The organism is Nitrosospira multiformis, assembly GCF_900110185.1.
Classification (GTDB): domain Bacteria; phylum Pseudomonadota; class Gammaproteobacteria; order Burkholderiales; family Nitrosomonadaceae; genus Nitrosospira; species Nitrosospira multiformis_A.
The window spans coordinates 31,461-57,521 of sequence record NZ_FOCT01000018.1 but is presented as its reverse complement, the minus strand read 5'-3'; the positions used below and the strand labels follow the sequence as shown (position 1 = coordinate 57,521).

The window sequence follows — 26,061 nt, the reverse complement described above, 5'->3', positions numbered from 1 at the left end:
TACTCCAACCTGACGGACGTCGTCTGGAACGGCCAGAGCAAAGTCATCCTCAACAACCGCATCGTACCGTACGACAAAGCGTTTTAGGACTGACTCGCTGACACACGCATAGCCGCCCGTTCTCCTGTCGGGGAACGGGCGGTATCATTTGAGCCATCCAGCGCACTTACTACCTGATGGTGTAATGGCGGGCGGCAGAGCTCCCTGCTTCTTGCCAAGCCGCATGATTTTGTCCCGCGCTCCGTTCAGTAATCCAGCTGTGGGATGGGTAGAGCTTAGCGCAACCAATCAGTAACAACGGGTTATGGCTGATCGCCTCCGCCCCATCCTGCCTTCGACTTGATCCCATTGCCAACACCGTCCTCGACGGCACCCTTCTATTCTATTCGTTCCGCGGAGGAACCAGGACCTCCCGGTTGCCGTTGCTTTGCATGGCCGAGACGAGACCTGCGCGCTCCATTTCTTCAATCAACCGCGCAGCCCGGTTGTAACCGATGCGCAGGTGCCGCTGCACCAGGGAGATGGAAGCGCGTCGAGATCTGAGCACGATGGCGACAGCTTCATCGTAAAGCGGATCGCTCTCGCCGCCTTCCTGTCCCGCTACTCCGCCATTTCCGCCTCCCCCGCCTTCCTCATCCGATGCGTCAAGCACACCCTCTACATACCGCGGCTCGCCGTGCTCCTTGAGATACTCCACGACCCGATGCACTTCCTGATCGGCGACGAAAGCGCCGTGAACCCGTTGCGGATACCCGCTTCCAGGGGGCAGATAAAGCATGTCGCCCTGTCCAAGCAAGGCTTCCGCTCCCATCTGGTCCAGGATTGTGCGCGAGTCCACCTTGCTTGATACCTGAAAAGCTACGCGTGTCGGAATATTGGCTTTGATAAGCCCGGTGATCACATCCACGGATGGCCTCTGAGTGGCGAGAAGCAGGTGGACTCCCGCCGCACGCGCCTTCTGGGCAAGCCGGGCAATCAACTCCTCGACTTTCTTGCCCACGACCATCATCAGATCCGCCAGTTCGTCTATCACCACGACAATCACCGGCATCTCCTCCAGCGGTTCCCGTGCTTCCGGGGTGAGGCTCAGCGGATTGAGGATGGGTTTCTCATTCTTGATCGCCTCGCGAATTTTCTGGTTATAGCCCCCCAGGTTGCGGACACCAAGCGCTGACATCAGCTTGTAGCGCCGTTCCATTTCGGCCACACCCCAGCGCAGGGCGCTGGCTGCCTGACGCATGTCGGTCACCACTGGGGCCAACAGGTGTGGAATGCCCTCATATACCGACAATTCAAGCATCTTCGGGTCCACCAGAATGAGACGCACCTGCTCGGGCGCAGCTTTGTAGAGCAGGCTAAGTAACATCGCATTGATCGCCACGGATTTGCCCGAGCCGGTCGTTCCCGCGACGAGCAAATGCGGCATCTTAGCCAGATCCGCCACTACCGGATGCCCGCCTATATCCTTGCCGAGGGCAATGGTCAGGGGCGATCCCATATCGGCATAAGCCTGTGAACTGAGAATTTCAGACAAGCGCACGACTTGCCGCTTGGGATTGGGAATTTCCAGACCCATACAGGTCTTCCCTGGAATGGTCTCGACGACACGAATGCTTACCACTGATAAAGATCGCGCCAGGTCTTTGACCAGATTGAGGATCTGGTTACCCTTCACGCCGACGGCAGGCTCAATCTCATAGCGTGTAATGACAGGACCGGGATATGCCGCCACCACCTTGACCTCTACCCCGAAATCCATCAGTTTCCGCTCGATCAGGCGGGAAGTGAATTCCAGTGTTTCCGTCGACAGAGTTTCCACTTCTTTCTTTGGCGGTTCATCGAGCAGGCGTAACGGCGGCAAAGTGGGATCAGGCAGGTCAGAAGAAAGCGGAGTCTGCTTTTGCCTGGTCACCTTGCGCGGTTTGGGGAGCGCGGCAACCGGTTGTTCAATGTGTAAAGGCGGATGTTCCAGCAGGCGCTTTTTTTCCACTTCCACCAGCTCTTCGCGCCTGATGGCGGAAACGGCGCCTACATGACGATCCTGCCTGCTCCGCCAGCCACGGCCGATAAACAGGAAGACGCTTTCTATACTGCGCCAGATAAGCAGGAAAAAACCTTCTATCGAGGCGCCTATCTGCTCGACCAGGCGCAACCAGGATAACCCCGTAAATAAACTGAAACCGATTGCAATCAATATCAGGAGTGCCAGCGTTGCGCCAGTAAAGCCCAGTACCTGGGATAGGCTCTTACTGAGCAGGAAACCCAGCACTCCTCCCGGCATCTGCGGTAAAACCACCTTGAGGGAGTAGAAACGCAGCGCTTCCATCCCGCTGCTCGCAACGAGTAACAGCAGAAAGCCGACCATCGAAACAAACCACGGGCGACGGTCAAATATGCTTCCATCGATGCGCCGATACATCCACCATACCAGGAAAAGGAAAAACAGCACCGACCACCAGGCAGAAACACCCAGCAAGTACAGCATCAGGTCGGACAGCCAGGCCCCTACCATGCCGCCAGGATTCTGCGCAGGCCCATCGCCACTGTGCGACCACCCGGGGTCGGCGCGCTCATACCCATAAAATATCAGCACCAGATAGAGCGCCACACCCAGCAAGGCAAGACTCGCCGACTCCCGCAGGAGCCGAACGACCCTGGGCGGCAAAGGGTCGGGACTGATTTTTTTTGCCATTGGCTTGTTGACGAAGCTCATGGATATAGCAGCAGGAACGGTAACAACATGGATTATATAAGAGTTGGATGGGGGGTTAAAAATAAAACCACTACAGCGGAATAAGCAACAGGAGGGCTCCTACCTCGCTTATTATCCCATTGGAATAAATCTTCCTTCCTTGAGGCTGGTCACTTTTGGCCGGTCACTTCCGAAAAAACTTCCTCGCAAGTTCGGCGTACCTCTGGTACGCCTGCCCTTCATCCCCGTTCCACTCTTCGACAGGCATATCACGAGCGCGGCTCGCCCCCTTCGACAGGCTCAGGGCAAACGGGAACAAGGGACTCAGGGTGAAGGCGAGAAAAAAGGATATGAGTCGAGAATCCGGCCTCGATACGCTCAGCGCGCACGAAAGAAGTTCCTGATAGAAGCATTGAAAAGCTAATCTTCAATCGTGCCAAGCTGAGCAGCCTCAAGTATCTCGTCCAGTATCTCGATCCAATGCTCGATTGGCAGTGCGGCTCCGCTGCGGATATGCATGAGGCAACCTATATTGGCGGTGGCGATCCGGTCCGGATGGCCCGATTCGAGTGCTACTACCTTGTTTTTCAGCAACTGCTGCGATAACTCCGGCTGCAGAATCGAGTAGGTCCCTGCGGAGCCGCAGCAAAGATGCGCATCCGGCACATAGGTCAAATCAAACCCGGCAGCAGTCAGAATCTTCTCCGCGACACCCCGGATGCGCATTCCGTGCTGTAAAGTACAGGGAGAATGGAATGCGAGCTTCTGCCTGGGGTTTTCCCTGCCGGCAGTCGATTTACTGAGAAGAGAAACGAGCGCTGGCATCTCCGCTTCCACGATCTCGCTGATGTCCCTAGTCAATTCTGAAATGCGCGCGGCTTTTTCCGCGTATGCGGGATCATGGCGCAAAAGATGACCGTATTCCTCCACGGTCGCGCCGCAGCCGCTCGCAGTCATGACAATTGCTTCGACGCCCCTTGTTTCCTCCTTTGCTCCTTCTGTTGCCCGCCCCTTTGTCCCCGGCTTCATTCCCGGCTCTTTTTCAGGCTTGGGCGCGATATAGGGCCACCACGCATCCACATTGCGGCGCATGTAATCCAATCCTTCCTGTTGGGCATTGAGATGGTAAGACACTGCGCCACAACACCCCGCATCCGGAGCGCTGATGAGTGATATGCCGAGCTTATCCAGCACACGTGCGGCCGCAGCATTGATATTGGGCGCCAGTGCCGGTTGAACGCAGCCCTGGAGCACGAGCATCCTGCGCTCATGCCGAGCAGCGTGAAGTGGCCGGCTTTCTTCCATGGGTGCAGCAGGGATCGAATCCTTCAGATCATCTGGCAGCAACGGACGGACAGCTCGGCCCACTTTCAACAGCGATGCAAACAGGCTCGGATTCGGCAATGCCTGCCGCAACACATATCGCATGCTTCCGGCAGCAAGGCTGCGTCCCACCTTCTTTTCGACAATGCCGCGGCCGATATCCACCAGATGACCGTAACGCACGCCCGATGGGCAGGCTGTCTCGCAAGCGCGGCAGGTGAGGCAGCGGTCGAGATGCAATTGCGTCTTTTCCGTCACCGGCTCGCCTTCCAGCATCTGCTTCATCAGATAGATGCGCCCGCGCGGGCTGTCGAGTTCGTCTCCCAGTAATTGATAAGTCGGACAGGTGGCGAGGCAGAAACCGCAATGAACGCACGTTCGCAATATTGCCTCAGCTTCCTTGCCCTCGGGAGTATCCTTGATGAAATCAGCGAGATTGGTTTGCATTTATAGTTCGGGATATAGACGGCCCGGATTGAAAATGCGCATCGGGTCAAATTTCTCCTTGAGCCGGCGGTGAATATTCATCATGACCGGCGGAAGCGGATGAAACACAGCAGCAGCGGGTATTTGACTACGGAACAGGGTGGCATGCCCCCCGGCATCCTTCGCGGTCTTGCGGACAAGCGCCTCCACAGTTTCATTATCCATCTCTGGATCGACGGAAAGCCATCGCACCGCACCGCCCCACTCGATCAACTGTTTTCCAGGCAAGGATAGAGGAACGGTGGTCGATTTAATAGACAAGCGCCAAAGTTGCTTTCCTGATCGAAAAAAAGGATGGGCCTGCTCCCGTATCGACTTCCAGAAAGACGAACTTTCGGCAATCTCTTCTCCTCCCAATACCGCACGCGCCGCACGCACGGCGGAAGTTGCGCCGGACAGTCTTACAGTGAGTTCACCGTCGCAGAAACAGGTTGCCGAAACCGGCAGCGGCTTGCCTGCCCAACGATTCATTGTCTCAATGGCTTCGGCTTCATTCATCGATAAACGCAGGGTGCGCTCCTCTGCCGGCAGGGGAAGCACCTTCAGGGAAACTTCCAGCAATAATCCCAATGTGCCCAGGGAACCTGCCATTAAACGTGGGATGTCATAGCCAGCCACGTTCTTCATTACCTGGCCGCCGAAACTCAGGTCGTCTCCCTTGCCATCGAGCATGCGCACCCCCAGCACGAAGTCTCGTGCGGCTCCTGCTGAGGCGCGGCGTGGTCCGGATAACCCCGTCGCGATACAGCCGCCGAGGGTGGCACCAATCCCGAAATGCGGTGGCTCAAACGCAAGCATCTGACCACGGGCATTCAATTCGGTTTCCAACTGCATCAGAGGGGTGCCCGCCCGAGCCGTCACGACCAGTTCGGTGGGTTCGTAATCCACTATACCCGCATAAGCTGTGGGATCGAGAATGCTCCCGCGCGCGCCATCTCGTCCTTTGTCCTGCTGGCCATAAAAATCCTTCGTGCCGCCGCTGCGGATACATAGCGGCGCATTACTTGCCGCAGCGGCGCGAATGGTCGCCGCAAGCTGATCAACGATTTCCTGCATATTGCGTCAGCCTGTCAGGCGATGAGGAATATATGAAATGGACATGACTTCAAAATCTCGGCAATTCGGGGAATTTCTCTTTGCCTCGATGCACGTGCATCGCTCCCTGCTCGGCGCAGCGCCGCAGGGTAGGTATGGCTTTTCCGGGATTCAATAAGCTCTCAGGATCAAAAGCCGCTTTTACCGCGTGGAACATTTCCAGTTCCCCAGTCTTGAATTGAGAACACATCTGGTTGATTTTTTCAATGCCAACGCCATGCTCGCCGGTTATGGTCCCCCCAGCCTCTATGCACATCCTCAGTATTTTTGCCCCGAATTCCTCGGTCAATTCCAGCTCTCCCGGATGATTGGCATCGTAAAGAATCAGCGGATGCAGATTGCCGTCACCCGCATGAAAGACATTCATGCAACGCAGCCCATACTCAGCAGAAAGCGCTTCGATTCCCGCAAGAACACTTGCGAGATTCTTGCGCGGGATGGTGCCGTCCATGCAATAGTAATCAGGGGAAACCCGGCCTGCGGCAGGAAAAGCAGCCTTCCGTCCCGCCCAGAACCTGACGCGCTCGGCTTCGTCGCGGGATGTCCTGACTTCCGTTGCGCCGCTCTGCCGCATAATCTCGTTGATGCGTTCGATTTCCTCCGCCACCTCTTCTTCCGCACCGTCGGATTCGCATAACAGGATCGCAGCCGCTTCGATGTTATAGCCGGCGTGAACATACTCTTCCACTGCCCCGGTCGTAATCTTGTCCATCATTTCCATTCCGGCCGGGATAATACCGGCGCCGATCACATTCGCCACCGCGTTCCCCGCATCGCGGATATCGTCAAACGCCGCCAGAACGACCTGAGCTTTCTCCGGGCGGGGGGTCAGTTTCACTGTCACCTCGGTCACGATACCCAGCATGCCTTCGCTGCCTGTCATGAGCGCGAGTAAATCGTAGCCGGGGGCATCCAGACCGCTGCCACCAATTTCGAGAATTTCGCCTTCAATGGTCAAAACACGCAGTTTGAGGATATTGTGCACGGTCAGCCCGTATTTCAGGCAGTGCACGCCTCCGGAGTTTTCCGCTACGTTACCCCCGATAGAGCAGGCAATCTGGGAGGAAGGATCAGGCGCGTAATACAGTCCGTAAGGGGCCGCAGCTTCGCTGATCGCGAGGTTGCGTACGCCTGGCTGCACCCTTGCCGTACGCCCTGCCGGATCGATCCCCAGTATGTTTTTCAGCTTCGCCAGCGACAACAACACCCCCTGAGGGTGCGGCAAGGCACCGCCGGAGAGGCCAGTGCCCGCCCCGCGGGCGACCACAGGAATCTTCAGTGCATGGCAGACTTTTAAAATTCCTGCCACTTCATCTTCAGTCCGCGGCAGCACCACGATCATGGGCGTTTGCCGATAAGCGGAGAGGCCATCGCACTCATACGGCCTCACGTCTTCGGTCTCATGCAGCACCGATTCCGCAGGCAGAAAGGTTCGAAGCTTTTTTACAAGTTCGAGGGCGTTGTTCATACGGTTCATTGCCGCCAATTCAACTCATTCAACCCATGATTTATCGTCCGAGCCTTCCGGGGGCTCGATCTCATGATTCGCCAATTTTTCCAGCATCCGTACCATTGCCGAACTATCCCATGCGGCACCACCGTGCGCAATGCACGCATTCAGCAATTCCTGGACAGTCGCCGTACCTGGCAGGCTCACACCCAATGTACGGGCATTGGACAAAGCAAGACCCAGATCCTTCTGATGCAGCTCGACGCGAAATCCGGGCTCAAACGCGCGCTCGATCATGCGCTCTCCGTGTACTTCCAGCACACGGGAGTAGGCAAAACCGCCCATTAACGCCTGGCGTACTTTCCGCACATCGGCACCCGCTTTTGAGGCAAACAACAGACCTTCACTCACCGCCTCGATAGTAAGCGCGGCGATGATCTGATTGGCAAGCTTGCAAACCTGGCCCGTGCCATTGGGACCGATCAGGGTTATCGTTTTACCCATTAACTCAAGAACCGGCTTCACCTGCACGAATGCCGAAGAAGTGGCGCCCACCATGATGGTGAGAGTGGCGTTTCGAGCGCCGATATCTCCCCCTGAAACGGGAGCATCCACGTATTCGCACCCAAGCTCATTGATTTCAGCCGCGAATTTCCGCGTCTCAGCTGGCGAGATAGTACTCATATCCATCACGATCCCGCCTTTACTTCGCGCCGTGCTCAATCCCTCCGCAACTCCCTTATCACCGAACAGCACCCGCTCCACATCACCCGTGTCCGGAAGCATGGTAATGATAAGGTCAGCATTCTGCGCGACTTCAGCCGGTGAAGAACACGCTTGCCCACCCTGCGTGAGCAATTCCGACGGCACACCGCTGCGGGAATGCAGAAATAAGGCATGACCGCCCCTGATCAGATGGCTCGCCATCGGCTTACCCATGATGCCAAGACCGATGAAACCAATTTTCGTTCTGCCCGTCATACCCGTGCCTGTGTACTGACTGTGATACCCGTGCCTGTGTACTGACTGTGTCAGTGATTATTCACCTTCGCTCCTCGTTTTCTGCCCCGATTTTCGCATGAGTCTAAGCTGGTCTGGTGTAAACTTTCGGTATCTGATGGAAATGGCAGTAAACATGAGCATATTCGTCTCAAATTTTTTCTCCATGCTCTGGAGCAAAAGCATCATGGGCAGACTGGAATTTTCCGGCACATCAAAAATCAAATCGACATTTTGGAGAAATCCACCCTGGAGCAGAATGATTGCATTTCAAAAATATCGTAGCAACTCTTACCGTATCGTCCCTGGCGATACGGTCCCCAACAGGGAAGCATTGAACGCAGCGCGAATCGAAACCGGAGCAGCCTCAGCAACACGTTGCAGTACGAGCAGCAACGTCAATAGGGCAAAAACTCAAGCATGAGCACACCACCAATCGTCATTATTGGCAGCGGCCTTGGCGGCTACACGGTCGCACGGGAATTCCGGAAACTGGATACTACAACGCCCCTTCTGATCATTTCCGCGGATCACGGCGGTTTCTATTCCAAGCCGATGCTTTCGAATGCCCTGGCGACAGGCAAAACACCTGCTTCCATAGTCACCGCGAGCGCCGAGAAAATGGCCGAGCAGCTTAAGCTGACAATTCGGCCTTATAGCCGCGTAAGCGCTATTGATCCATCCAGCAAAACAATAACTCTACAGGATGGAGAGAAAGTTTCCTACAGCAAACTCGTTCTGGCCATGGGAGCCGATCCAATCCGCTTGCCGCTGGAAGGAGAAGGTGCGAAAGACATTCTTTCGGTCAACGATCTGGAGGATTACCAGCGGCTATGCGACGCCCTGGGAGGAAAAAAGGATGTCACCATCCTTGGAGCCGGCCTGATCGGCTGTGAGTTTGCGAATGATCTAACGGCAGCAGGTTATCGGGTAAGGGTAATCGATATCAGTGTCCACCCGCTGGGTCGGCTTCTGCCCCAGACTGGAGGTGCTTTCATGCAGCGCAGGCTCGAAGCTGCCGGTGTCGTTTTTCACCTGGGCGCCACGACCGAATACGTGGAACGGATCCATGAAAGTTTTCACCTGACTCTGGCCAACGGGGAAACGCTGCAGACCGATATCGTGCTCTCCGCCGTCGGATTGCGCCCCCGCACCCATCTCGCCCAGGCTGCAGGGCTGGGGGTAAACCGCGGAATAGTGGTAAACCGCTCCTTGCAGACGCACAATGAGGATATTTACGCATTAGGCGATTGTGCGGAGGTGGAAGGCAGAATTTTACCCTTCGTCATGCCGATCATGCACGCCGCCCGCGGGCTTGCATCGACTCTCGCTGAAACACCCACTCCGATACGCTATCCGGCGATGCCTGTCCTGGTTAAAACGCCAGCCTGCCCTGCAGTCGTTTCACCGCCCGCCGCCGGCGCGCAGGGCGAATGGCTAGTGGAGGAAGATGAAAGCGGCGTGAAGGCCCTGTACAAAGCCGCCGAGGGCAAACTACTCGGCTATGCCCTGCTAGGGGCGGCAACCAAGGAAAAGAATGCACTGGCTGCCGAGCTGCCGGCGGTAATGGAGTAGACGGAGATCATACTTTAGGCTGAATCTCAGGGGCAGGCACCTCCCCTCCCTGCATCACTGGCTCCGGCTCCGGCATACCCGAGTCCACCCACAACTGTTCCAATTGCGGTTGCAGAACCTTTATAGAGAACTTGGACTCGATCTTGTGCCTTCCTCTTTCTCCGAATTCCCGGCGAAGTGATGGCGCAGCAAGCAGACGCGCTAACGCATGTGCGAGTCCTACGATATCACCAGAGTTTACCAGTAGGCCCTCTTGTCCTTCCGTTACCACCTCGGGTATGCCTCCAACAGGGGTAGTTACAATGGGAACCCCCCAGGACATCGCTTCCAGGATCGCCATAGGCACCCCTTCGTGGTATGAAGGAAGTACAAAGATAGCCGCTCGAGCGAGCAAATGATCTTTTTCTGCTTTACCAAGCCACCCCGCAAACAGAATCTTGTCACTGACACCCAGTTCTTCCGACAACATCTGTGCCCGCTGTAGTTCGCCATCGCCCCCGATAATTAACCTGAAGTTTTCGCTCAGTAACGCTACCGCTCGAATCAGGTCAAATGTACCTTTACGCTTACCAACCTGACCAAGAAATAATATAAGAGGAGGATCACATAGCTCGCTGCTACTTTCGTCTATCTCTTTCTCACGTAACATCGCAGTAGGTAGCGGTACGGAGTTAAAAAGAATTACTGTACGTGTAGCAGGAGAAATCTTCTTAATATCTTTAGCCCAACCTTGGGATAAGGCAATAACATATAGCGCCCGCGATAGCAGAAATCTGATTAACTTCTTTCTACGTTCTCCGCACTCATGCTCAAAAAAATCAACAAAATCCGGACTATGCAAGTGAATGAGATACGGGACCCGAAACATCATCCCCATCAGCAGAAAAAGTGACTTCCTCCATGTGCTTGCTCTTGAAGACATGTGCACATGAAGCAATCCGATCCGACCAGTAACCAGCATGTAAAGTAACTGTAGTATCGCTACTCCTGCCGCACATGCTTTTGCAAATCCCGAACCCTGCACATGCGTCACTATATACTTGACCTTCCATTTCTTCAGCACACCGCAATCTCGGTAGTTGCCGACTACAGTCGCGATTCCACCATGTGCTTCAGGCGATGTTCCGAGCATTATGATTGTCTTGTACTTTTCTTTTTTTATCATGATCGATTCAACTCAACTGCAAGTGAACAAACAGACTTAATGGCAGGAATCCATCGGCGCATGGGCTGCCTGAATGCCTATTGATGTTTCCCCCGAGGGTATCAATCGAGGGTAACAGGGTAAGTAAGCATCGCATTCCGGGGGGCGTACCGTCAGGATCGATGGGAGGATCAATCAGTTTGCCTTCCAAGCTGTAGCGCGCATTACAGTGCCCGCAGCTGCCAGGGCCATGAAGGATTGTTTTTTTATTTTTCCCTTTCCTGTAAGCACATCAGAAAATCTTCCTTAGATTCCCCATTGATCCAAGCAAATACTATGCCATGCATTATCAATGCATAAAACAGAGAGACTTAAAAGAAGATTTAGGCATATCTCTATCATTGAGTGTAAGAACCTTCGACAATGAATTGTGGATTAAATCTACCCATTCTTGAGCACGAGGTGCTCCCAAAACGGTGCTACCGGGTCGCTATACACCGATGGGATAGCAAAGCTTTCGGCGATATGGAGAACTATTCCATGGGGTGGAAGGAGAGGCCGCGGGAAGGCATTTATTGAACGAATTCATTTAGTGAGGCTAAGGTAAACTTCTTCGGTCTTTAGTTGATTAGGAAAAGTGAGCGGGGAGCTTTGGAGAGGGTGCGCAGGTATTGAACCCAGGAGTCAGAGCAGGCGTATGAAAATTCTCCTGCACACTATTTCTTTCCTGGCGATCACCATAACCGGTTGTGGACATTTTTCTCCGGCTAGCACGTCTGCTGCGTCTGGAACCGCTGCTGCCGGGAAAAGTATTTCCTATCGGTGCGAAAGCGGCCATAGCATTGACGCCGCCTATCGCCCGGGTACAACCGCCATCGTACGGTATGCAGACACATCACGCGAGATGACCATCGCCATTTCGGCAAGCGGCGCACGCTATGTCGGTTGGGTCTTGAATGGTGGACGAAAGGCATAGGGGCAGGCTCGACGAGCACGCTCTTTCGTCATGAAAGCGATGGTACAACAGGGGGAATAGTCGAGAGATGTAAAGAACAGTAATACTAGATGAGCATCCAGAGCAATGTTTACAAACCCTCAAACCTCCAGGTACCGGTAGGCAAGTCCCACCGCTGTTCCCAGTTTCACTGTATCAAAAGGGTTCCCTTTTGATACAGTCAGATTTAAACGTCCGAAAACATCCGCGACAAACTTAATATCTTGGCACAGATGGGGGGTTCTCCCCTGGGGGACTGTTCGATCCAGCGGCAGCGCCCCCTCGGGGCTTGACAGAGCTTCCCAGTCCGGGAACACCCTGCTCACGCCGGGGAGACTCTTTTCCCAAGCCAGGCAATTCTTTACTCATGCCAGACATTTCGCTGCCAGCCTGGCCTGTAGCGGCGCCACTGGTAGCGGGACCAGCCTGGCCTACCATGCCACCGCTACCGGCGCCACTCTCAGCACTTCCCCCGCCTGCTGCACCGCCCACTACGCCGCCCGCTGCACCGCCTGCGCCACCTTGTGCATACGCGGCACCTGTTATTCCAATACCAAGCCCGTAACGAGCATTGATCGCGCCATCTTTGTTAAGAGAATAGTGTTTTTCATGTCATGCCTCATGCTAACCCAGCGAATCTGCTGTAAGGAAATGATAAGCAACGCTGTAAATCATTCGTGCGTTAAGCCACGTACACCTAAACGAACGTCAAGCTAATCTCGTGCAATTTCTTCTTGGAAAGGGAACTACCAGAGACTTGCAGGGAGAAATCCATGATGAATTTGGGATACTTTACGCGCCTCCGATCAATCGTAATCGCGGGTGTGGGCAACGCACAAGGAATTCTTTGCTACATATACATAGTCAGCTAGAAACATCAGATACTGATGAGCCGAGGTAGGTAGTTCAGGTTTTCTACTAAAGACTGCCGTGAGTTATCTTTTTAATACTTTCTTCTGAGCGTCGAATCAGCTTCTGCAGCGCTCTATCCACAGGGGGATCAAGATGACCTACCAGTTCCCTGCGGAAGTTAAGTGATAAATCGTTTGGTAATGGGGGTAGCGCCTCAATAGCCTGAACTAGAGGTATATCTTCCGGCAAAGTACGAAGCTTTAAACCTGGTGCAAACCAAAGCAAAGTCATGCGCAACAATACGCATTTATGACAATAACCACAGTTTCCCAGTGACGATGGGTATTCCCAGCATACGCGTAAATGATCCTTCATCAGTGATCTCGCAACAGGATGATTTACCAATCGCCTTATCTTTTCTGATCTGGAAACTTCATGGCCTATGCTTCTGACTGAAAGCCGACTGGAGGACCAGTAAGGATCAAGATCAGGATGTGAACCCCAGGGACCTAAATGGTTCTGATCGTAGCTCGAGGAAATAAGCAAAGAACCGATATGTTCCTGCAACAGATGCCCCAAAAATGCGACTGCGGCCCCATGGGAAGCTTCCCAGGATACTCTCCGAAAGAGGCGATGCTTTCTCAGATCTGTTTCAATCACCGTCCAGTCTTTTCCAGATACCTCGGCTACTGTGGCCAATGAATTGCACATTGGTATCAGAATATCTTTTCTTTCTATGGGAACATCAAATCCGGAAGCCAGAATTAAAAGATTAGGAGGGGGATCGGCAAAAAAACAGGAATAAAACGAATCAACCCCCAAGCTGAACGCTAACCCAACACTCCGGCTTGGCTGGCCAGGGTTACCTGGTGCAAAGCCAGGTCGAATCTCCTGCCACCCCCACCACTCATTAACCTGTTCAAGGATCCGCTCCGTGTTTCCTAACCACACAGGATCACATGCGCCGCCCACAAGACGCCGACGCATGGCAATCGCGGGTAATAGAAAAACAGTGCCCAAGGCTTCAGGGGAGAGGATAAGCTCTGTGCGCTCACTTCGAACATGCAGAAAACCACCATCTACCTTGGTACGCAAATCGTTACCGTAATTCACAGGCGATGGTATATGAACGGGGATATCGAGAAAACTGGCTATCCGGTCACGTAATTTTGGGTAGCGCATGGCAAACGGAATTCATCTCTTGAGTATCGGTAACCGTATCTACACCCCAAGCAGTAATAAATTAAGGCGGAAAACAAGAATCTACTGTCGAGCTGATTAACAGCTGAATGTGTTAGCCTCATGAATATCCCTTAATCAATTGATATCCAATACTAATATTTTATTGGCATGAAAACTGCTTAAAAAGCTTCCACACTTGTATTATATAAACAACCCGTCTCGATTCCTTCATCGTGAAAAATTACATCGGATTGCAATTCATCGCCCGCTGGAAGCTGCTATGGGCTACTCCCTTGCTTGGAACTGAAGGTCAAGCTGGGGATCCTCCGAGAAACAAAACAACGCTCGTCACTATGATCAGGAATGAAAAAACCATCCTGGAGACGTTCTGTGCGCATGTTCTGTCTTTATTCGATCGAATTATTCTGGTGGATCATCTTTCATCTGATGGTTCAAGGGAATACATAAAATTGCTGTCGGAAAAATACCCGAATATTGAATGTTATTTTTTTGATGAACCTGGCTATTACCAATCTGAGTTGATGACCTGGGTAGCAAAAAACCTTGTGGATCAGAAGATGTCGGGATGGGTTTTCTTTCTGGATGCGGATGAGTTTCTGCCGTTTAAATCAAAGGAGGAGTTTGATCACAAACTGTCCGGGCTCGACTCCTTTCCTGTCATTTCCATGCCATGGCTCAATCTGGTACCCCTGGATATGGAAAGTGGTGAGGTTGTCAACCGGGTTTTCCTGAAACCACCCAAAGCGTCCCGTCACCCAAAAATAGCATTTCAGCCTAACCGTATTTTTCCGACTGATTATTTTATCGCTCAAGGCAATCATGCACTCTTCTTGGGAACAAGGTCATCGAAGGTAAAATTTCCAGCGAGAGACAGTTTCCCTATTTATCATTTGCCAATTAGAACAAAGCAGCAATTGCGGGACAAGATTCTGTACGGGGTGGAGTCATATCAGCGCATGGGGAGGGACCGCCGCGGCAAGAACGGCTCCCACTGGGACGAGATACATAGAATTATGGAGGCGACAAGTCTTACAAACGAACTCATGGCTGGCATTGCCTCCCAGTATAGCGATACGTTAAATCCCCCTTATGAAAAAAGTTTTGATGAGTTACGGGAAGCCGGTTATAGAGAGTTGCAAATGGAGATAAGTTTTTTGCACCCTCTCGCCTCCTTTGCAGATATTGCTTCCGAACAGGAGGAAAAAATTACCGTAGAAGGCACTGATTCTTTGCGGGAAATACGTACTCAAACCCTAAAGCGGAGAATAGACTTTGACCGGTCCACGCACTCAATGCAAATGATAGAGGGTACTGCGCCTCGCGACCTGCAACTACCGACTCTGGTATCGCCAACCCCTCAACCTTAAATATTGGGAGCTAAGCAGTAATCGTGGGGTGCTGGTATACCTTTTTCGCTTGAAAAATTCACAATATTGCTCGAGCCGGTCCACTCGCTGACGTAAGAGCAATTTTTGCCATAGGAGTTATTCAGGATCGTATTTGGAATTCCCATCAGACAAGACAAAATGTGAGCATGCAGCCTGTCAGTCGTTATCACTTCAAATCTGCTGAAAAGATCAATAGCTTCTCCTACAAGTTTCGTCGAATACTTGACCCAAAGATCTACCTCATTGAACAAAAGTCTTCGGTCAAGATGGGTTATGTGTAATGCCCTCAGCACACCCCTTATCATCCGGATCCACGTATTTCTGCACCCAACCAACTCCCGCCAGTCAGTGCGCACGTCGAAATTTGTCACATTTGCGCCTGCGGACTCGGCATCAGCTCTCAAGAGCGCGAGATGATGTTTTTCCAAAGAACAGGATCGCTGTATCGGCCATAACTGGTGCGCCATGTCGGGGAGAAGATAAACGTTCCGCGACATGGGAAGCGCCAATTCCAACGATTTACGGTCTCTGACACAAATATGAAGGTCAGGATGCATAGAGAAAATCTTGCAGCATTCTATATATGCATCTTGGGAACGAAAGTGGATGGTTTGAGGCAGGATGATTATTCTGTTTCCTGACAGCTTTTCAATTACATATTGACGCGCCTGCTGCGGCCCTTCGTAAAGGTCGCCAAAATTACCTCCTCCTTGGAATACAATCACGTCCCCTGCCCTTGCCCAACTCGACCGGTATGAAAAATATGCTGACTTGAGACTTATCTTCAATTTATGAAGCTTGAAGAAATGGAGCGTACCCAGCATGATTAGCAGATCACCGATATTTCTATGAACAGGCATATCAACATAGTGAACTGGAGCTGCTCCAATCAGGGAAATGAGGACATCATGCTTATCAGCCAGCGAGCACATTAATTCGGCATGGGATTTCATTATTCTTTGCTTTATCGATTAGAGTCGTTGCTCCTGTCCTGATATTAACTGATTCTTCCTGCTTCTGGCTCATACCCTGTTCCGATCTACTTCATTACACCTACCGTCTTTGGAGTTTACCAAGGATGAAATCTGCAAACTCTCTTGCCATAGGCAAGCTCGAATACCTAGCTTGATATAATGGCGTAGTAGTTGCAGTGGAGTCATTACAGCCCTTCCAAATGAAAAACCTTGTGGATGGAAATACGCTATCCACAAGGTTTCCAGCAGAAGATTGCCAATTCCCCGGATTCACTTATATAAGCTGGATCTCCGGGATTCAAAATAGGAAATCAGTCTGTTAACCAATAAATCCTTTTCTCCGCCGAACCATCGTTCCCATCAATCCCAGACCAGCAAGCAGCATGGCATAGGTTTCCGGTTCGGGAACCGGGGAGACCGTTACTCCTGAAAGTCTTATGCGGTAATCCCCGTTGAGCGCAACCGTATCCTCTAATTGTGCCCATCCCGTCAGGGGCGATGCTCCTCCAGGCCCTGTCGCGGTAAGGATCTGGGTATAAGGAGAGCTTACATTGGGAAACATATAGTGGTCGGGCGTAAAGCCATCGCCGCCGACGGGTGGCGTGCCAAGGGCAAATATTGCCAGATTATACCAGCCCGGTCCCTGCGGCCCATTCATGTGACCTGCCGGCAAGCTTGAGGTATGCATACCAAGCATGGCATCATCATTTCCATATAGCGCATACCCTCCCTCGTTAAACAGGATGAGTCCCGAATCAAGGTTGCCACTGGTAGAGCTGACACCCGCAGAGAATGTAGTGGGATTGGAAATGTAGATTCTGAACAGATCCACATCATTATTGGTCGAAATGGTTCCGTAGATGTTTCTCAGCCGGCCTTCATCACCTGTCGGCATTTGTGCCGTACTCACCAGTTGCCCTGCATCACCGATCTCAGTCCAGTCAACGGCGTGTACTGGATTGGCGAGAAGAGCCAATGTAAGTAATGGCACGGAAACGGCTATTTTTTTGAAATGGATCGTATTCAACTTCATTTGTTATCTCCAATCAGGTTATTAATTTTTGAAGTTCATCTATTTTTATCGCGGCATTCTTTGATCCAACTCGATTCGCAGATATCACCTTCCCTTTGAGTTATTAAATTCTTCTTTCAGTCCCGGAATTTCCAGGACTTTCTTGGAGCAAATATGCAGTCATCACTGTTTGATTCACAGGGGCTCGATAATCTGGGCGACCGATTGCGCGATGAAGGTGGATCTCAGGAATATCTTTTAATTAAACAATATGAAGCTCGCCCGAATAACGGGCGGCTTTCTGAATAAAAATATGGCTGGCTTGCCGCGGGCGGGGCTGGCTGGCTAAAAGACCGCTGGAAGAAGGAGTAACCAGCGGTAACGGATAACCTGTGTCTCCCTTAAGAAGAAATGATAATGATAATGATTCTTATTATATTTACAAGACTGGAGAAAAACAAGAGGAATTAGCAACCTCAGAGAACAAGAGGAACAGAACACGCAGTAGATTGGCGTGTAGCTGCGCTTGCAGTAGCTGCACTCTCAGTAGAACTGGCGACATCCGTAGGCTGCGACAATTTGTCGCATTCCTGCAGTAACCAAAATGGGTTACTCTCGCGCTCGATTTACTGAAAGGTATTGCTCGAAAGAGAAGTTATCCGCATATCTGAAAATAAGACCCACTCTAGCGAATCACAGCTTCCCCCCTCACGAACAGACTGGAAAAAGTTGCGGCAAAGCCTAGAAAAGGCTGCTAGTTAAGCAAATATAAATTGAATATCCAGCGAAGACTCACCCTTTTTGCTCTGGCTTGCGGAGCCGGCATATCCTTTGTCGCAGCAGCCGATGAGCCGGCGCTACCGCCAGAAGACAACAATAAACAATAGTCCCACTTTCGCCGGAAACCAGACTGATCAGAGAACCTGGTCGCACGGAATCAATCTTCGATCCAATACTGGGGGAGTTTTTGATTGGGAGTTGACCGGCAGCGTGATTGATTTTGGCAAGGATACGGTTCGGGCACCCACAGTTGATCCCACTCTCGCGTTTGGCGGCAATGCACCTGGCAGGATCACGAGCTTGACCGGCTCTGGTTGGCACACGGTGGATGCAAAAGGTATTTGGAGGCCGAGAACCGATCTTCTTGGTTATCATGAAATCAGCTTCGGTTTTCACCATGATTTATATACGCTGAAGAATCCCGTATTCAATACCGGCGATTGGCAAAGCGGCGGTGGTCAAAGTATTTTCACAAATTCCACCGGAAAGACCCAGACCGAAGGTTACTGGATTCAGGATGCCTGGGATTTCCACGAGAACTGGAACTTTACTATAGGTGGGCGCCTGGAATCCTGGCACGCCTACGATGGGGTAAACACGACTACAGTGGCAGGTTCGCTCCAGACGGTAAACCAGGCTGATAAAAGCTCTGTCAACTTTTCGCCCAAGGCGAAATTGACCTGGACTCCGATGCAACAAATCAGAATTGGTGCCGCAATCGGACAGGCTTATCGTTACGCAACTGCCACGGAATTGTTCCAGACCACTACAGTCGGTACTGGGGCTACGGCCATATCCGTTAATGGAAATCCGAACTTGAAGCCTGAAGAGGCATTAGCCTCGGAATTGTCCGGCGAGTACTTTGTGGACAAGGGAAGGTTTCGCGTGAGCCTGTTTCAGGAGCGCGTCAAAAATGCCATTTTTTCCCAGACCGGGTTAATCACCAATCCGCTTACCAATCAAACTGTTCAATCTACTTTTATATCGAACGTCGGAGAAATCGATACTTATGGCGTCGAAGTTTCCGGGGAAAAAACTGATGCGGTGATTAAAGGACTGGATATTCTTGGCAATCTCACCTGGGTGGATTCCAGAATAGAGGATAATCGAGCGGCGGACGCGGCAGCAGCAGCCTTAGGCCCTACCGCAACCAATCCCAACGCCGCGGTACCATCGACCGGAAAGCATCAGCCCCGACTCCCTACCTGGCGGGCAAACGCCGTAGTCACCTATCGAGCTAATGAAAATTTCAGTGCTTCAGTGAATGTTCGCTACAGCAGCGGCCAGTTCGGTCAATTGAACAACACGGATACCAATGGTTTTGCCTACACGGGATTGACGAGTTATCTCGTCGCCGATCTGGTCGCAAGATACAAAATTACGAAGCAAGTGACCGCGATTGGGGGGATTAATAATGTCAACAATGACAAATACTGGATATTCCATCCTTTTCCCCAGCGAACCTACTTCGTGCAGTTGAGGTTTAATTATTAAAAAAAGAAACCTTTATGCGCTCAGCCCGCCAATCACGCGATGCCTAGGCCTTGGTCGACAGCGTAAGAGATATCGACCAAGGCTTTGAATAAATTACGGATACGCTGCTGGCTAGTTTTTATGCCCAGAGTGCTCATGCCGCCCATGCATTTTACTCACCATTTTGTGCAGGTTTTTCATTTCATCTGGATCAAGCTTACCATTTTTGTCTTTGTCGTTCTGGTCAAACATCCACTCGTGGTGTTTCATGAATTCTGCTTTACTGACACTACCGTCTTGTTCTTTTTTCATTACAGAAGGATTGTCTCCCTCATCTCCACCTGCCGCACTGGTTGCGAAACCAGTCATGCCAATTAAAAAAGGAACGATTGCAATAATAGATCTCATTTTTCGTTTTTGGATCATGCTGATATCTCCTCGGTTAATTTCCAATAGTCCCTTAATGAGCTTTATAAGGAAAATAATATTTCCTCAATGAGGTATAAGATCGTCGTGCCAGCCCGTAATAGCATGATTTATCGACCAGATCATCCAATACCGGCCACAAAAATTATAAATCAAAATATCGCAATAAGATTTGGGATTAGTTTTTTTGTGATTGCGTCAATCAGGGGGATCAATCAGGGCGTCAATACCTCCTGATTCCATCATCGATAGGTGGCACTAAAAGGCATCGTGAGAAAAACTTTCACCTTGCAGGCGTGCGATACATTGCCAAACTCGCTGCAAGATTAAGTAGATCTGCCTTGTGCTTGATAACGTTTTGTTGAAAACTACTCATGGGGGCTATTCTTTTGCGTTTTCAGCGCTCAATTTGATAAAGATTCGCAAACCTCTATTGAACTGGTAACCCCGCTTTTGGCAAGGCTCTACTGGCAGATTAAATCCGAACTACTGCATTTTTAACGGTGCCGCATTGAGCCTTACCACCTATCCCGTGCTTAACGGGCCTGGAAAAATTCCTGATACCGGTAACTCGTTTCTCAAGAAAATTATCTACTCGTCTATGATTCCTGACACTCTTCCTTTTGGGAAGCTTGCTTCGATAGAAAGAATCTCGTGATTGAGATTGTCCGGGTTGCCTTGCGGCGCCCGTATACATTCATCGTACTGGCACTTCTCCTCCTGATTCTGGGCCCCCTTACAGTTTTTCGGACTCCAACCGATATCTTCCCGGATATTCGTATTCCAGTAATTGCGGTTGTATGGCAATACACTGGCTTGCCCCCGGACGAGATGGCGGGACGTATTACTACGCTGTTTCAGCGTTCATTGACGACGACAGTCAATGACATCGAGCATATCGAAGCGAATTCTTATGTGGGTTCTGGAATTGTCAAAATCTTTTTTCAGCCTGGCGTAGACATAGCAGTCGCCAATGCCCAGGTTACAGCGATCTCGCAAACCGTGGTGCGGCAGATGCCACAGGGAACAACGCCTCCACTGATTCTCAACTATAACGCCGCGACAGTCCCCATCCTTCAGCTCGCGCTATCTGGCAAGGGCATGTCCGAGCAGGCTCTCGCTGATCTTGCCCTGAACACCATCCGCTTGCGGCTGGTGACCGTACCCGGTGCTGCGATTCCGTTTCCATATGGTGGAAAAACCCGGCAGATACAGATCGATCTCGATCAGGAAGCACTACAAGCACGCGGGTTAAGCGCACAGGATGTGGGAAACGCCCTTGCCGCACAAAACCTGGTTACACCCATAGGTACACAGAAAATAGATGCATTTGAGTACACGCTTCAACTGAACAATGTGGCCACTGCAATCGAGGATCTCGGTAATCTCCCCATCAAGGTTGTCAACAACGCAACAATCTATATCCGTGATGTGGCGCATATTCGTGACGGCAATGCGCCGCAGACCAATATCGTGCATGTCGATGGCACGCGCTCGGTGGTAATGACCATATTGAAAAACGGCATGACCTCCACACTTGCCATCGTTGCTGGCATCCGCGCCAAGTTGGATGAAATAAAACCTGCTCTGCCGGAAAATCTCGAGATCAAGCCCATCAATGACCAATCGTTTTTTGTGCGGGCAGCAATCAATGGCGTCGTGCTGGAAGGGGGTATCGCGGCTTTATTGACAAGCATCATGATACTGTTGTTTCTCGGCAGCTGGCGGTCAACGGTAATCGTGGCGGTATCGATTCCCTTATCCATTCTCGGAGCCATCATCTGCCTTGCAGCCTTGGGGGAAACGATCAACATCATGACGCTTGGCGGACTTGCTCTTGCTGTTGGCATACTTGTCGATGATGCAACTGTGACCATCGAGAGTATCAATCTGCATTTGGAACAGGGGAAGGAAGTTGAGGAAGCGATCATGGATGGAGCTGCGCAAATCGCAACACCGGCTTTCGTGTCCTTGTTGTGTATCTGTATCGTTTTTGTGCCGATGTTCTTTCTGGAAGGAGTTGCGCGCTTTCTATTCGTACCAATGGCAATGGCAGTCATGTTTTCAGTTGCGTGGTCTTTCATTCTCTCTCGTACTCTTGTCCCAACCATGTCCAAGTATTTATTGCATCCGCATTCATCCAGGGATGAGAGTCAATCATCACGCAACCCGCTAGTCCATTTTCAGCGCCGCTTCGAAGCACGCTTTGAACATTTTCGAGCCCGTTACCGTGAATATCTGGAATTTACGCTGGCACACCGGTACCCGTTCATAGGTGGATTTCTCGTATTCGTGCTTGCTTCTTTTTTGTTGTTACCCTTTTTAGGGGAAAATTTCTTTCCCACAGTGGACAGCGGCCAGATTCTGATGCATGTGCGTACCCCGGTTGGCACCCGTGTGGAGGAGAGCGCCAATCAATTTGCCCAGATTCAGAAATCCATCCGGAAAATCATTCCACCCGATGAAATCGACGTAATGGTGGACAATATCGGTCTTCCTCCGAGTAGCATCAACTTGACTTACAACAACACGGGGGTGATGGGTACTCAGGATGGGGATATCCAGATTGCGCTGAATCCAGGCCATCAACGTACTGAAGATTATGTGCGCCAGCTGCGCGAAGAGTTGCCGCGCCAGTTTCCAGGGGTGGCATTTTCATTTCCCCCGGCTGATATCGTAAGCCAAATCCTGAATTTCGGTTCGCCTGCGCCAATCGAACTGCAGATCCGCGGCGCCAACCTGGAAGCAAATTTTGACTATGCCGGATCGTTGCTGCCCAAGATCAGGGCGATTTCCGGCGTTGTGGATGTTCGTATCCAGCAGTCCCGTAGAAGACCTGTTTTTAACGTGGACGTTGACCGAACCCGTGCACAAGAAATGGGAATAACCATGCGTGATGTCACGAATAGTTTGGTGGCCAATCTCGCTGGCAGCAGTCAAGTTGCACCCACCTTTTGGCTAAATCCCCAGAACGGCGTGCAATATCCGATAGTGATGCAAACACCGCAGTATCGCCTCGACACACTCGCCGCTCTTGCAGACATTCCGATCGGAGGTAATGACGGCAATTCACAAGTGCTTGGCGGACTTGCGAGTTTCACACGTACCAGCGGTAATGCATTGGTCAGCCAATATGATATTCAACCGATGGTGCAAATCCATGCGACGACGCAAGGAAGAGATCTCGGGGCGGTGGCAAGTGACCTTCGTCGCATCCTTGCCGATACTGCAGGTGAAGTGCCAAAAGGGTCAAGAATCTTACTGCTTGGCCAAGTAAAAACCATGGAAAGTGCCTTCTCCGGATTGTTGTTTGGTTTGCTTGGCGCAATCGTATTTATCTATCTACTGATCGTTGTGAACTTCCAGTCCTGGACTGATCCATTCGTTATCATCACCGCATTGCCTGCTGCGCTCGCTGGAATCGTATGGATGCTGTTCATTACGCATACTCCAATCTCGGTGCCAGCCTTAACCGGCGCAATCATGTGCATGGGTGTAGCAACCGCGAATAGCGTGCTGATGATCAGTTTCGCACGGGAACGGTTAGATGTGATTGGAGACGCTACCGCAGCTGCGCTGGAAGCCGGCGTCGTGCGTTGTCGGCCGGTCCTGATGACCGCTCTTGCAATGGTCATAGGAATGCTGCCCATGGCGTTAGGCCTCGGCGAGGGCGGTGAGCAGAATGCCCCGCTGGGCCAGGCTGTGATTGGAGGCCTGGTTTTTGCCACAGTTGCAACGTTGATTTTCATTCCTGTCGTTTTTAGCGTTATACATGAACGGCATGCCAAGAAACGCATATCTGCCACCTTCGACGCCCCAAAAGCCGATGCTACCTGACTCTTCCGAGTCCCGAATCTCAACTCGACGACTCCTTGTTTTTGGTACAGCTGCGATAATCATCCTCGTTGCTACAGTTACAATTGGTCTTATTAGTCGTGCCTCTGCAAGCAAGCAGCTGCGCAACTGGACGAGCGAACAGGCAATTCCCGTTGTCGCAGTCATTACACCCGGCATACAGGAAAATATTATCTCCCTTGATTTACCGGGTCGTCTGCAGCCATATTCCCGCGCAATCCTATATGCGCGCGTAAATGGCTATCTGAAAAGCTGGAAAGCGGATATCGGAACTCAGGTGAAGGCCGGGCAATTGCTCGCCGAGATCGAGACGCCAGATCTCGATCAGCAGTTGTTACAAGCAAAGGCTGATCTTGCCAGTTCAGAGGCGACCGCATCGCTTGCAAAGACTACTGCGGAACGATGGGAAGCGTTATTGAATTCCGGCTATGTTTCAAAGCAGGCAGTCGCGGAAAAAACGGGTGATTTCATGACAAAGCAAGCATTGGTTAATGCTGCTCGTGCAAATGTGGATCGCCTGCAGGCATTGAAATCTTTTGCCCGTATCACTGCGCCTTTTGATGGGCTCATCACTGCCCGTCTAACAGACATCGGTGCACTCATAAACAGCGGCAGTGGAGCAGGGCAAGAGCTTTTCGAGGTATCAAACACAAGAATGTTGCGTGTATATGTCAATGTGCCGCAGGTTTACGTACCCGACATCTCCCCCGGCACCACGGTAACTATCACTGTACCGGAACATCCAGGCAAGACCTATACTGCTGCTGTTGTTGCATCGGCACAAGCTGTCAATAATGTGTCCGGTGCAACCCAGATACAAATCCAGATCGACAATGCGAGGGGAGAGTTACTTCCAGGCGGATTTACAAATGTGAATTTCAAGTTGCCTAATAACAGACCTACGATGAGCGTACCGGCAAGTGCTCTGATATTCAACAAGGCAGGTTTAAGTGTGGCAACGATTGATCTTGATGACAGGGTTGTACTGAAACCTGTCATGATCATGCGTGACCTGGGCAAACTCGTCGAACTCGGCGCAGGTTTGAGGTCTGACGATCGTATTATCGAAAATCCACCGGATGGAATTTCAAACGGAGACAGGGTTCGTATCAGTAGTATTTCTTCACGAAACTGATGATGAAAGTGTGCGGCAGCGGATGATACGTTTCCTGACCTTTCTTCTTTCTTATATCCTCATTTTTTCATTGAGGACCAGATCAGCTCCGCTGGGAATGCCATCCCCGCGAATGCCATTCCCAGGGTGGTATGGGGGAGTCATATGACCATAATCCTCGCTTTGCAGCTTGCGCTTCTTCCTGAAGCTGAACGAGTTCTCTATCCTCCACCGACTGGTCTGCTACCCATGCCATTCCTCGCCGCACCTGCTCGGCGTTAACATTCACTCCATTACACTTAACCTTTGCCAACATGCGCCCGTAGTAATCCTTGCTTATCGAACTCAGCTCTGCTTCTACCCAGAAGCATAAGTCATGGAGGGATTGCCTGGAATCAATAGCAAATGGCTGATTTCCTTCCGGGGCGTCTACCCCTGCCAAGCGCACCCTTACCAGCTCCTGATTTATAACAACGCTGACCGAATCACCATCAACAATACTGACCGCTTTTGCCCGTATTATTTCATCGGCAGAGTCAGCGGCTGAAAGAGGTAAGGCAACAAGGGTTGAGAGCGCAATGATCGCCGAGGCCATCCTTGCTTTGAAGGGAGGTTGCTTGAGCTGCAGATACATTCTTTCAACAGGGAGGAGTAGTGCCGCAAGAATGAGAACAAGTTTTTTCTTCATCGCGGCGTGTCCTTTCAAGCGCAACTCACTTACAAAAAGCTGCACTTCCTATAAGTTCATCTTGGAGCAGGTTTATCGAATTCCCCTGATACTCCATATAGCCTCTTAGGAGGACACTACTTCTTACACACCAGCTCCAGCAGTGTCTCCCCTATAGTGCCGGCTATCACTTTCGTTACTGGCCCTTCCTCTATTGAGGAGGACATAATATCTCCCCTGCCTCCATACTGCGAATAGTGCGTGCTTTGCCGGGTGTAATAGGATCTATTTTTGCAATTGTACCTATATTGAAACTTGGTCGACTTGGAGGGAGTCCTGGTATTAGGGAAGTCGGACATTTCCCAAACATCCACAGTATTGCCGTGCCTCCTGATGCTCGGCATATGGACAAAAAAGACCTCCTTGTCAGTCGTCGCCACAACTTTCCATCCTGGCCCTGGGTGAGGGTTGTTCAGCGTATTATCCTGGCCTTGTGAAACCAGAGGGAAAGAAACAGAAATAACTAACAAAACCAGTCCAAATAAATACATCGTCATCA

20 protein-coding genes are annotated in these 26,061 nt (G+C 51.3%); 7 read left to right on the top strand and 13 right to left on the bottom strand.

What is annotated here, in order from left to right:
* Positions 1 to 382: 382 nt before the first annotated feature.
* From BMY01_RS15360 to BMY01_RS15335, 5 genes are all read right to left on the bottom strand, one after another.
* Positions 383 to 2,713, bottom strand: a complete 2,331-nt coding sequence (locus BMY01_RS15360) for a DNA translocase FtsK (RefSeq protein WP_074748995.1) — start codon at positions 2,711 to 2,713, stop codon at positions 383 to 385.
* Between the two features lie 399 nt (positions 2,714 to 3,112).
* Positions 3,113 to 4,462, bottom strand: coding sequence for a glycolate oxidase subunit GlcF (glcF, locus tag BMY01_RS15350; protein ID WP_074748993.1), 1,350 nt, complete (start codon positions 4,460 to 4,462; stop codon positions 3,113 to 3,115).
* A complete protein-coding gene (gene glcE / locus BMY01_RS15345; RefSeq protein ID WP_074748992.1) occupies positions 4,463 to 5,557 on the bottom strand; it encodes a glycolate oxidase subunit GlcE in 1,095 nt (364 codons plus the stop codon). It lies immediately after the preceding gene.
* Between the two features lie 49 nt (positions 5,558 to 5,606).
* Positions 5,607 to 7,064, bottom strand: a complete 1,458-nt coding sequence (locus BMY01_RS15340) for an FAD-linked oxidase C-terminal domain-containing protein (protein ID WP_074749002.1) — start codon at positions 7,062 to 7,064, stop codon at positions 5,607 to 5,609.
* 24 nt (positions 7,065 to 7,088) lie between these two features.
* Positions 7,089 to 8,027, bottom strand: coding sequence for a 2-hydroxy-3-oxopropionate reductase (locus BMY01_RS15335; protein WP_074748991.1), 939 nt, complete (start codon positions 8,025 to 8,027; stop codon positions 7,089 to 7,091).
* Between the two features lie 438 nt (positions 8,028 to 8,465).
* Here BMY01_RS15335 and BMY01_RS15325 point away from each other — a divergent pair, with 438 nt between their 5' ends.
* Entirely contained in the window at positions 8,466 to 9,620 is a 1,155-nt protein-coding gene (locus BMY01_RS15325) for an NAD(P)/FAD-dependent oxidoreductase (RefSeq protein ID WP_074748989.1), read from the top strand.
* Between the two features lie 7 nt (positions 9,621 to 9,627).
* Here BMY01_RS15325 and BMY01_RS15320 read toward each other — a convergent pair whose 3' ends face one another.
* Positions 9,628 to 10,785 (bottom strand): glycosyltransferase family 4 protein, encoded by a 1,158-nt coding sequence (locus BMY01_RS15320; protein ID WP_074748988.1) that lies wholly within the window; start codon positions 10,783 to 10,785, stop codon positions 9,628 to 9,630.
* 676 nt (positions 10,786 to 11,461) lie between these two features.
* On the opposite strand from BMY01_RS15320, the gene BMY01_RS15315 reads away from it, so the two are divergent.
* Entirely contained in the window at positions 11,462 to 11,740 is a 279-nt protein-coding gene (locus BMY01_RS15315) for an MliC family protein (RefSeq protein WP_081353971.1), read from the top strand.
* 234 nt (positions 11,741 to 11,974) lie between these two features.
* Here the strand turns inward: BMY01_RS15315 and BMY01_RS17590 are convergent, their stop codons facing one another.
* Both BMY01_RS17590 and BMY01_RS15305 read right to left on the bottom strand, forming a co-directional pair.
* The gene (locus BMY01_RS17590) at positions 11,975 to 12,250 is read right to left on the bottom strand and encodes a hypothetical protein (RefSeq protein WP_139176950.1); all 276 of its coding nucleotides are present in this window, start codon (positions 12,248 to 12,250) and stop codon (positions 11,975 to 11,977) included.
* A gap of 426 nt (positions 12,251 to 12,676) precedes the next feature.
* Positions 12,677 to 13,792, bottom strand: a complete 1,116-nt coding sequence (locus BMY01_RS15305; protein WP_074748986.1) for a hypothetical protein — start codon at positions 13,790 to 13,792, stop codon at positions 12,677 to 12,679.
* Positions 13,793 to 14,145: 353 nt separating this feature from the next.
* On the opposite strand from BMY01_RS15305, the gene BMY01_RS15300 reads away from it, so the two are divergent.
* A complete protein-coding gene (locus BMY01_RS15300; protein WP_254772786.1) occupies positions 14,146 to 15,180 on the top strand; it encodes a glycosyltransferase family 2 protein in 1,035 nt (344 codons plus the stop codon).
* Here BMY01_RS15300 and BMY01_RS15295 read toward each other — a convergent pair.
* Both BMY01_RS15295 and BMY01_RS18475 read right to left on the bottom strand, forming a co-directional pair.
* On the bottom strand, positions 15,177 to 16,154 hold the full coding sequence (locus tag BMY01_RS15295) for a polysaccharide pyruvyl transferase family protein (protein WP_074748984.1): 978 nt from the start codon (positions 16,152 to 16,154) through the stop codon (positions 15,177 to 15,179). The genes BMY01_RS15300 and BMY01_RS15295 overlap by 4 nt on opposite strands.
* A gap of 340 nt (positions 16,155 to 16,494) precedes the next feature.
* Positions 16,495 to 17,208, bottom strand: coding sequence for a DVUA0089 family protein (locus tag BMY01_RS18475; RefSeq protein ID WP_254772784.1), 714 nt, complete (start codon positions 17,206 to 17,208; stop codon positions 16,495 to 16,497).
* 153 nt (positions 17,209 to 17,361) lie between these two features.
* Here BMY01_RS18475 and BMY01_RS18660 point away from each other — a divergent pair, with 153 nt between their 5' ends.
* Together BMY01_RS18660 and BMY01_RS15285 are read left to right on the top strand one after the other, a co-directional pair.
* Entirely contained in the window at positions 17,362 to 17,496 is a 135-nt protein-coding gene (locus BMY01_RS18660) for a hypothetical protein (RefSeq protein WP_302848435.1), read from the top strand.
* Between the two features lie 537 nt (positions 17,497 to 18,033).
* Positions 18,034 to 19,461, top strand: coding sequence for a TonB-dependent receptor (locus tag BMY01_RS15285; protein ID WP_081353974.1), 1,428 nt, complete (start codon positions 18,034 to 18,036; stop codon positions 19,459 to 19,461).
* 111 nt (positions 19,462 to 19,572) lie between these two features.
* On the opposite strand, the gene BMY01_RS15280 is transcribed toward BMY01_RS15285, so the two are convergent.
* Positions 19,573 to 19,866: an EF-hand domain-containing protein gene (locus BMY01_RS15280; RefSeq protein ID WP_074709224.1), complete on the bottom strand. Its 294-nt coding sequence runs from the start codon at positions 19,864 to 19,866 to the stop codon at positions 19,573 to 19,575.
* Positions 19,867 to 20,520: 654 nt separating this feature from the next.
* Here BMY01_RS15280 and BMY01_RS15275 point away from each other — a divergent pair.
* Together BMY01_RS15275 and BMY01_RS15270 are read left to right on the top strand one after the other, a co-directional pair.
* Complete coding sequence (locus BMY01_RS15275; protein ID WP_074748983.1) at positions 20,521 to 23,703, top strand: efflux RND transporter permease subunit; 3,183 nt, start codon at positions 20,521 to 20,523, stop codon at positions 23,701 to 23,703.
* Positions 23,648 to 24,856 (top strand): efflux RND transporter periplasmic adaptor subunit, encoded by a 1,209-nt coding sequence (locus BMY01_RS15270; RefSeq protein WP_254772783.1) that lies wholly within the window; start codon positions 23,648 to 23,650, stop codon positions 24,854 to 24,856. Before BMY01_RS15275 ends, BMY01_RS15270 begins: the two co-directional genes overlap by 56 nt.
* 82 nt (positions 24,857 to 24,938) lie before the next feature.
* On the opposite strand, the gene BMY01_RS15265 is transcribed toward BMY01_RS15270, so the two are convergent.
* Together BMY01_RS15265 and BMY01_RS18875 are read right to left on the bottom strand one after the other, a co-directional pair.
* Positions 24,939 to 25,523: a thermonuclease family protein gene (locus BMY01_RS15265; protein WP_254772782.1), complete on the bottom strand. Its 585-nt coding sequence runs from the start codon at positions 25,521 to 25,523 to the stop codon at positions 24,939 to 24,941.
* A 116-nt stretch (positions 25,524 to 25,639) separates the two neighbouring features.
* Entirely contained in the window at positions 25,640 to 26,053 is a 414-nt protein-coding gene (locus tag BMY01_RS18875; protein ID WP_368086251.1) for a surface-adhesin E family protein, read from the bottom strand.
* Between the last annotated feature and the right edge of the window lie 8 nt (positions 26,054 to 26,061).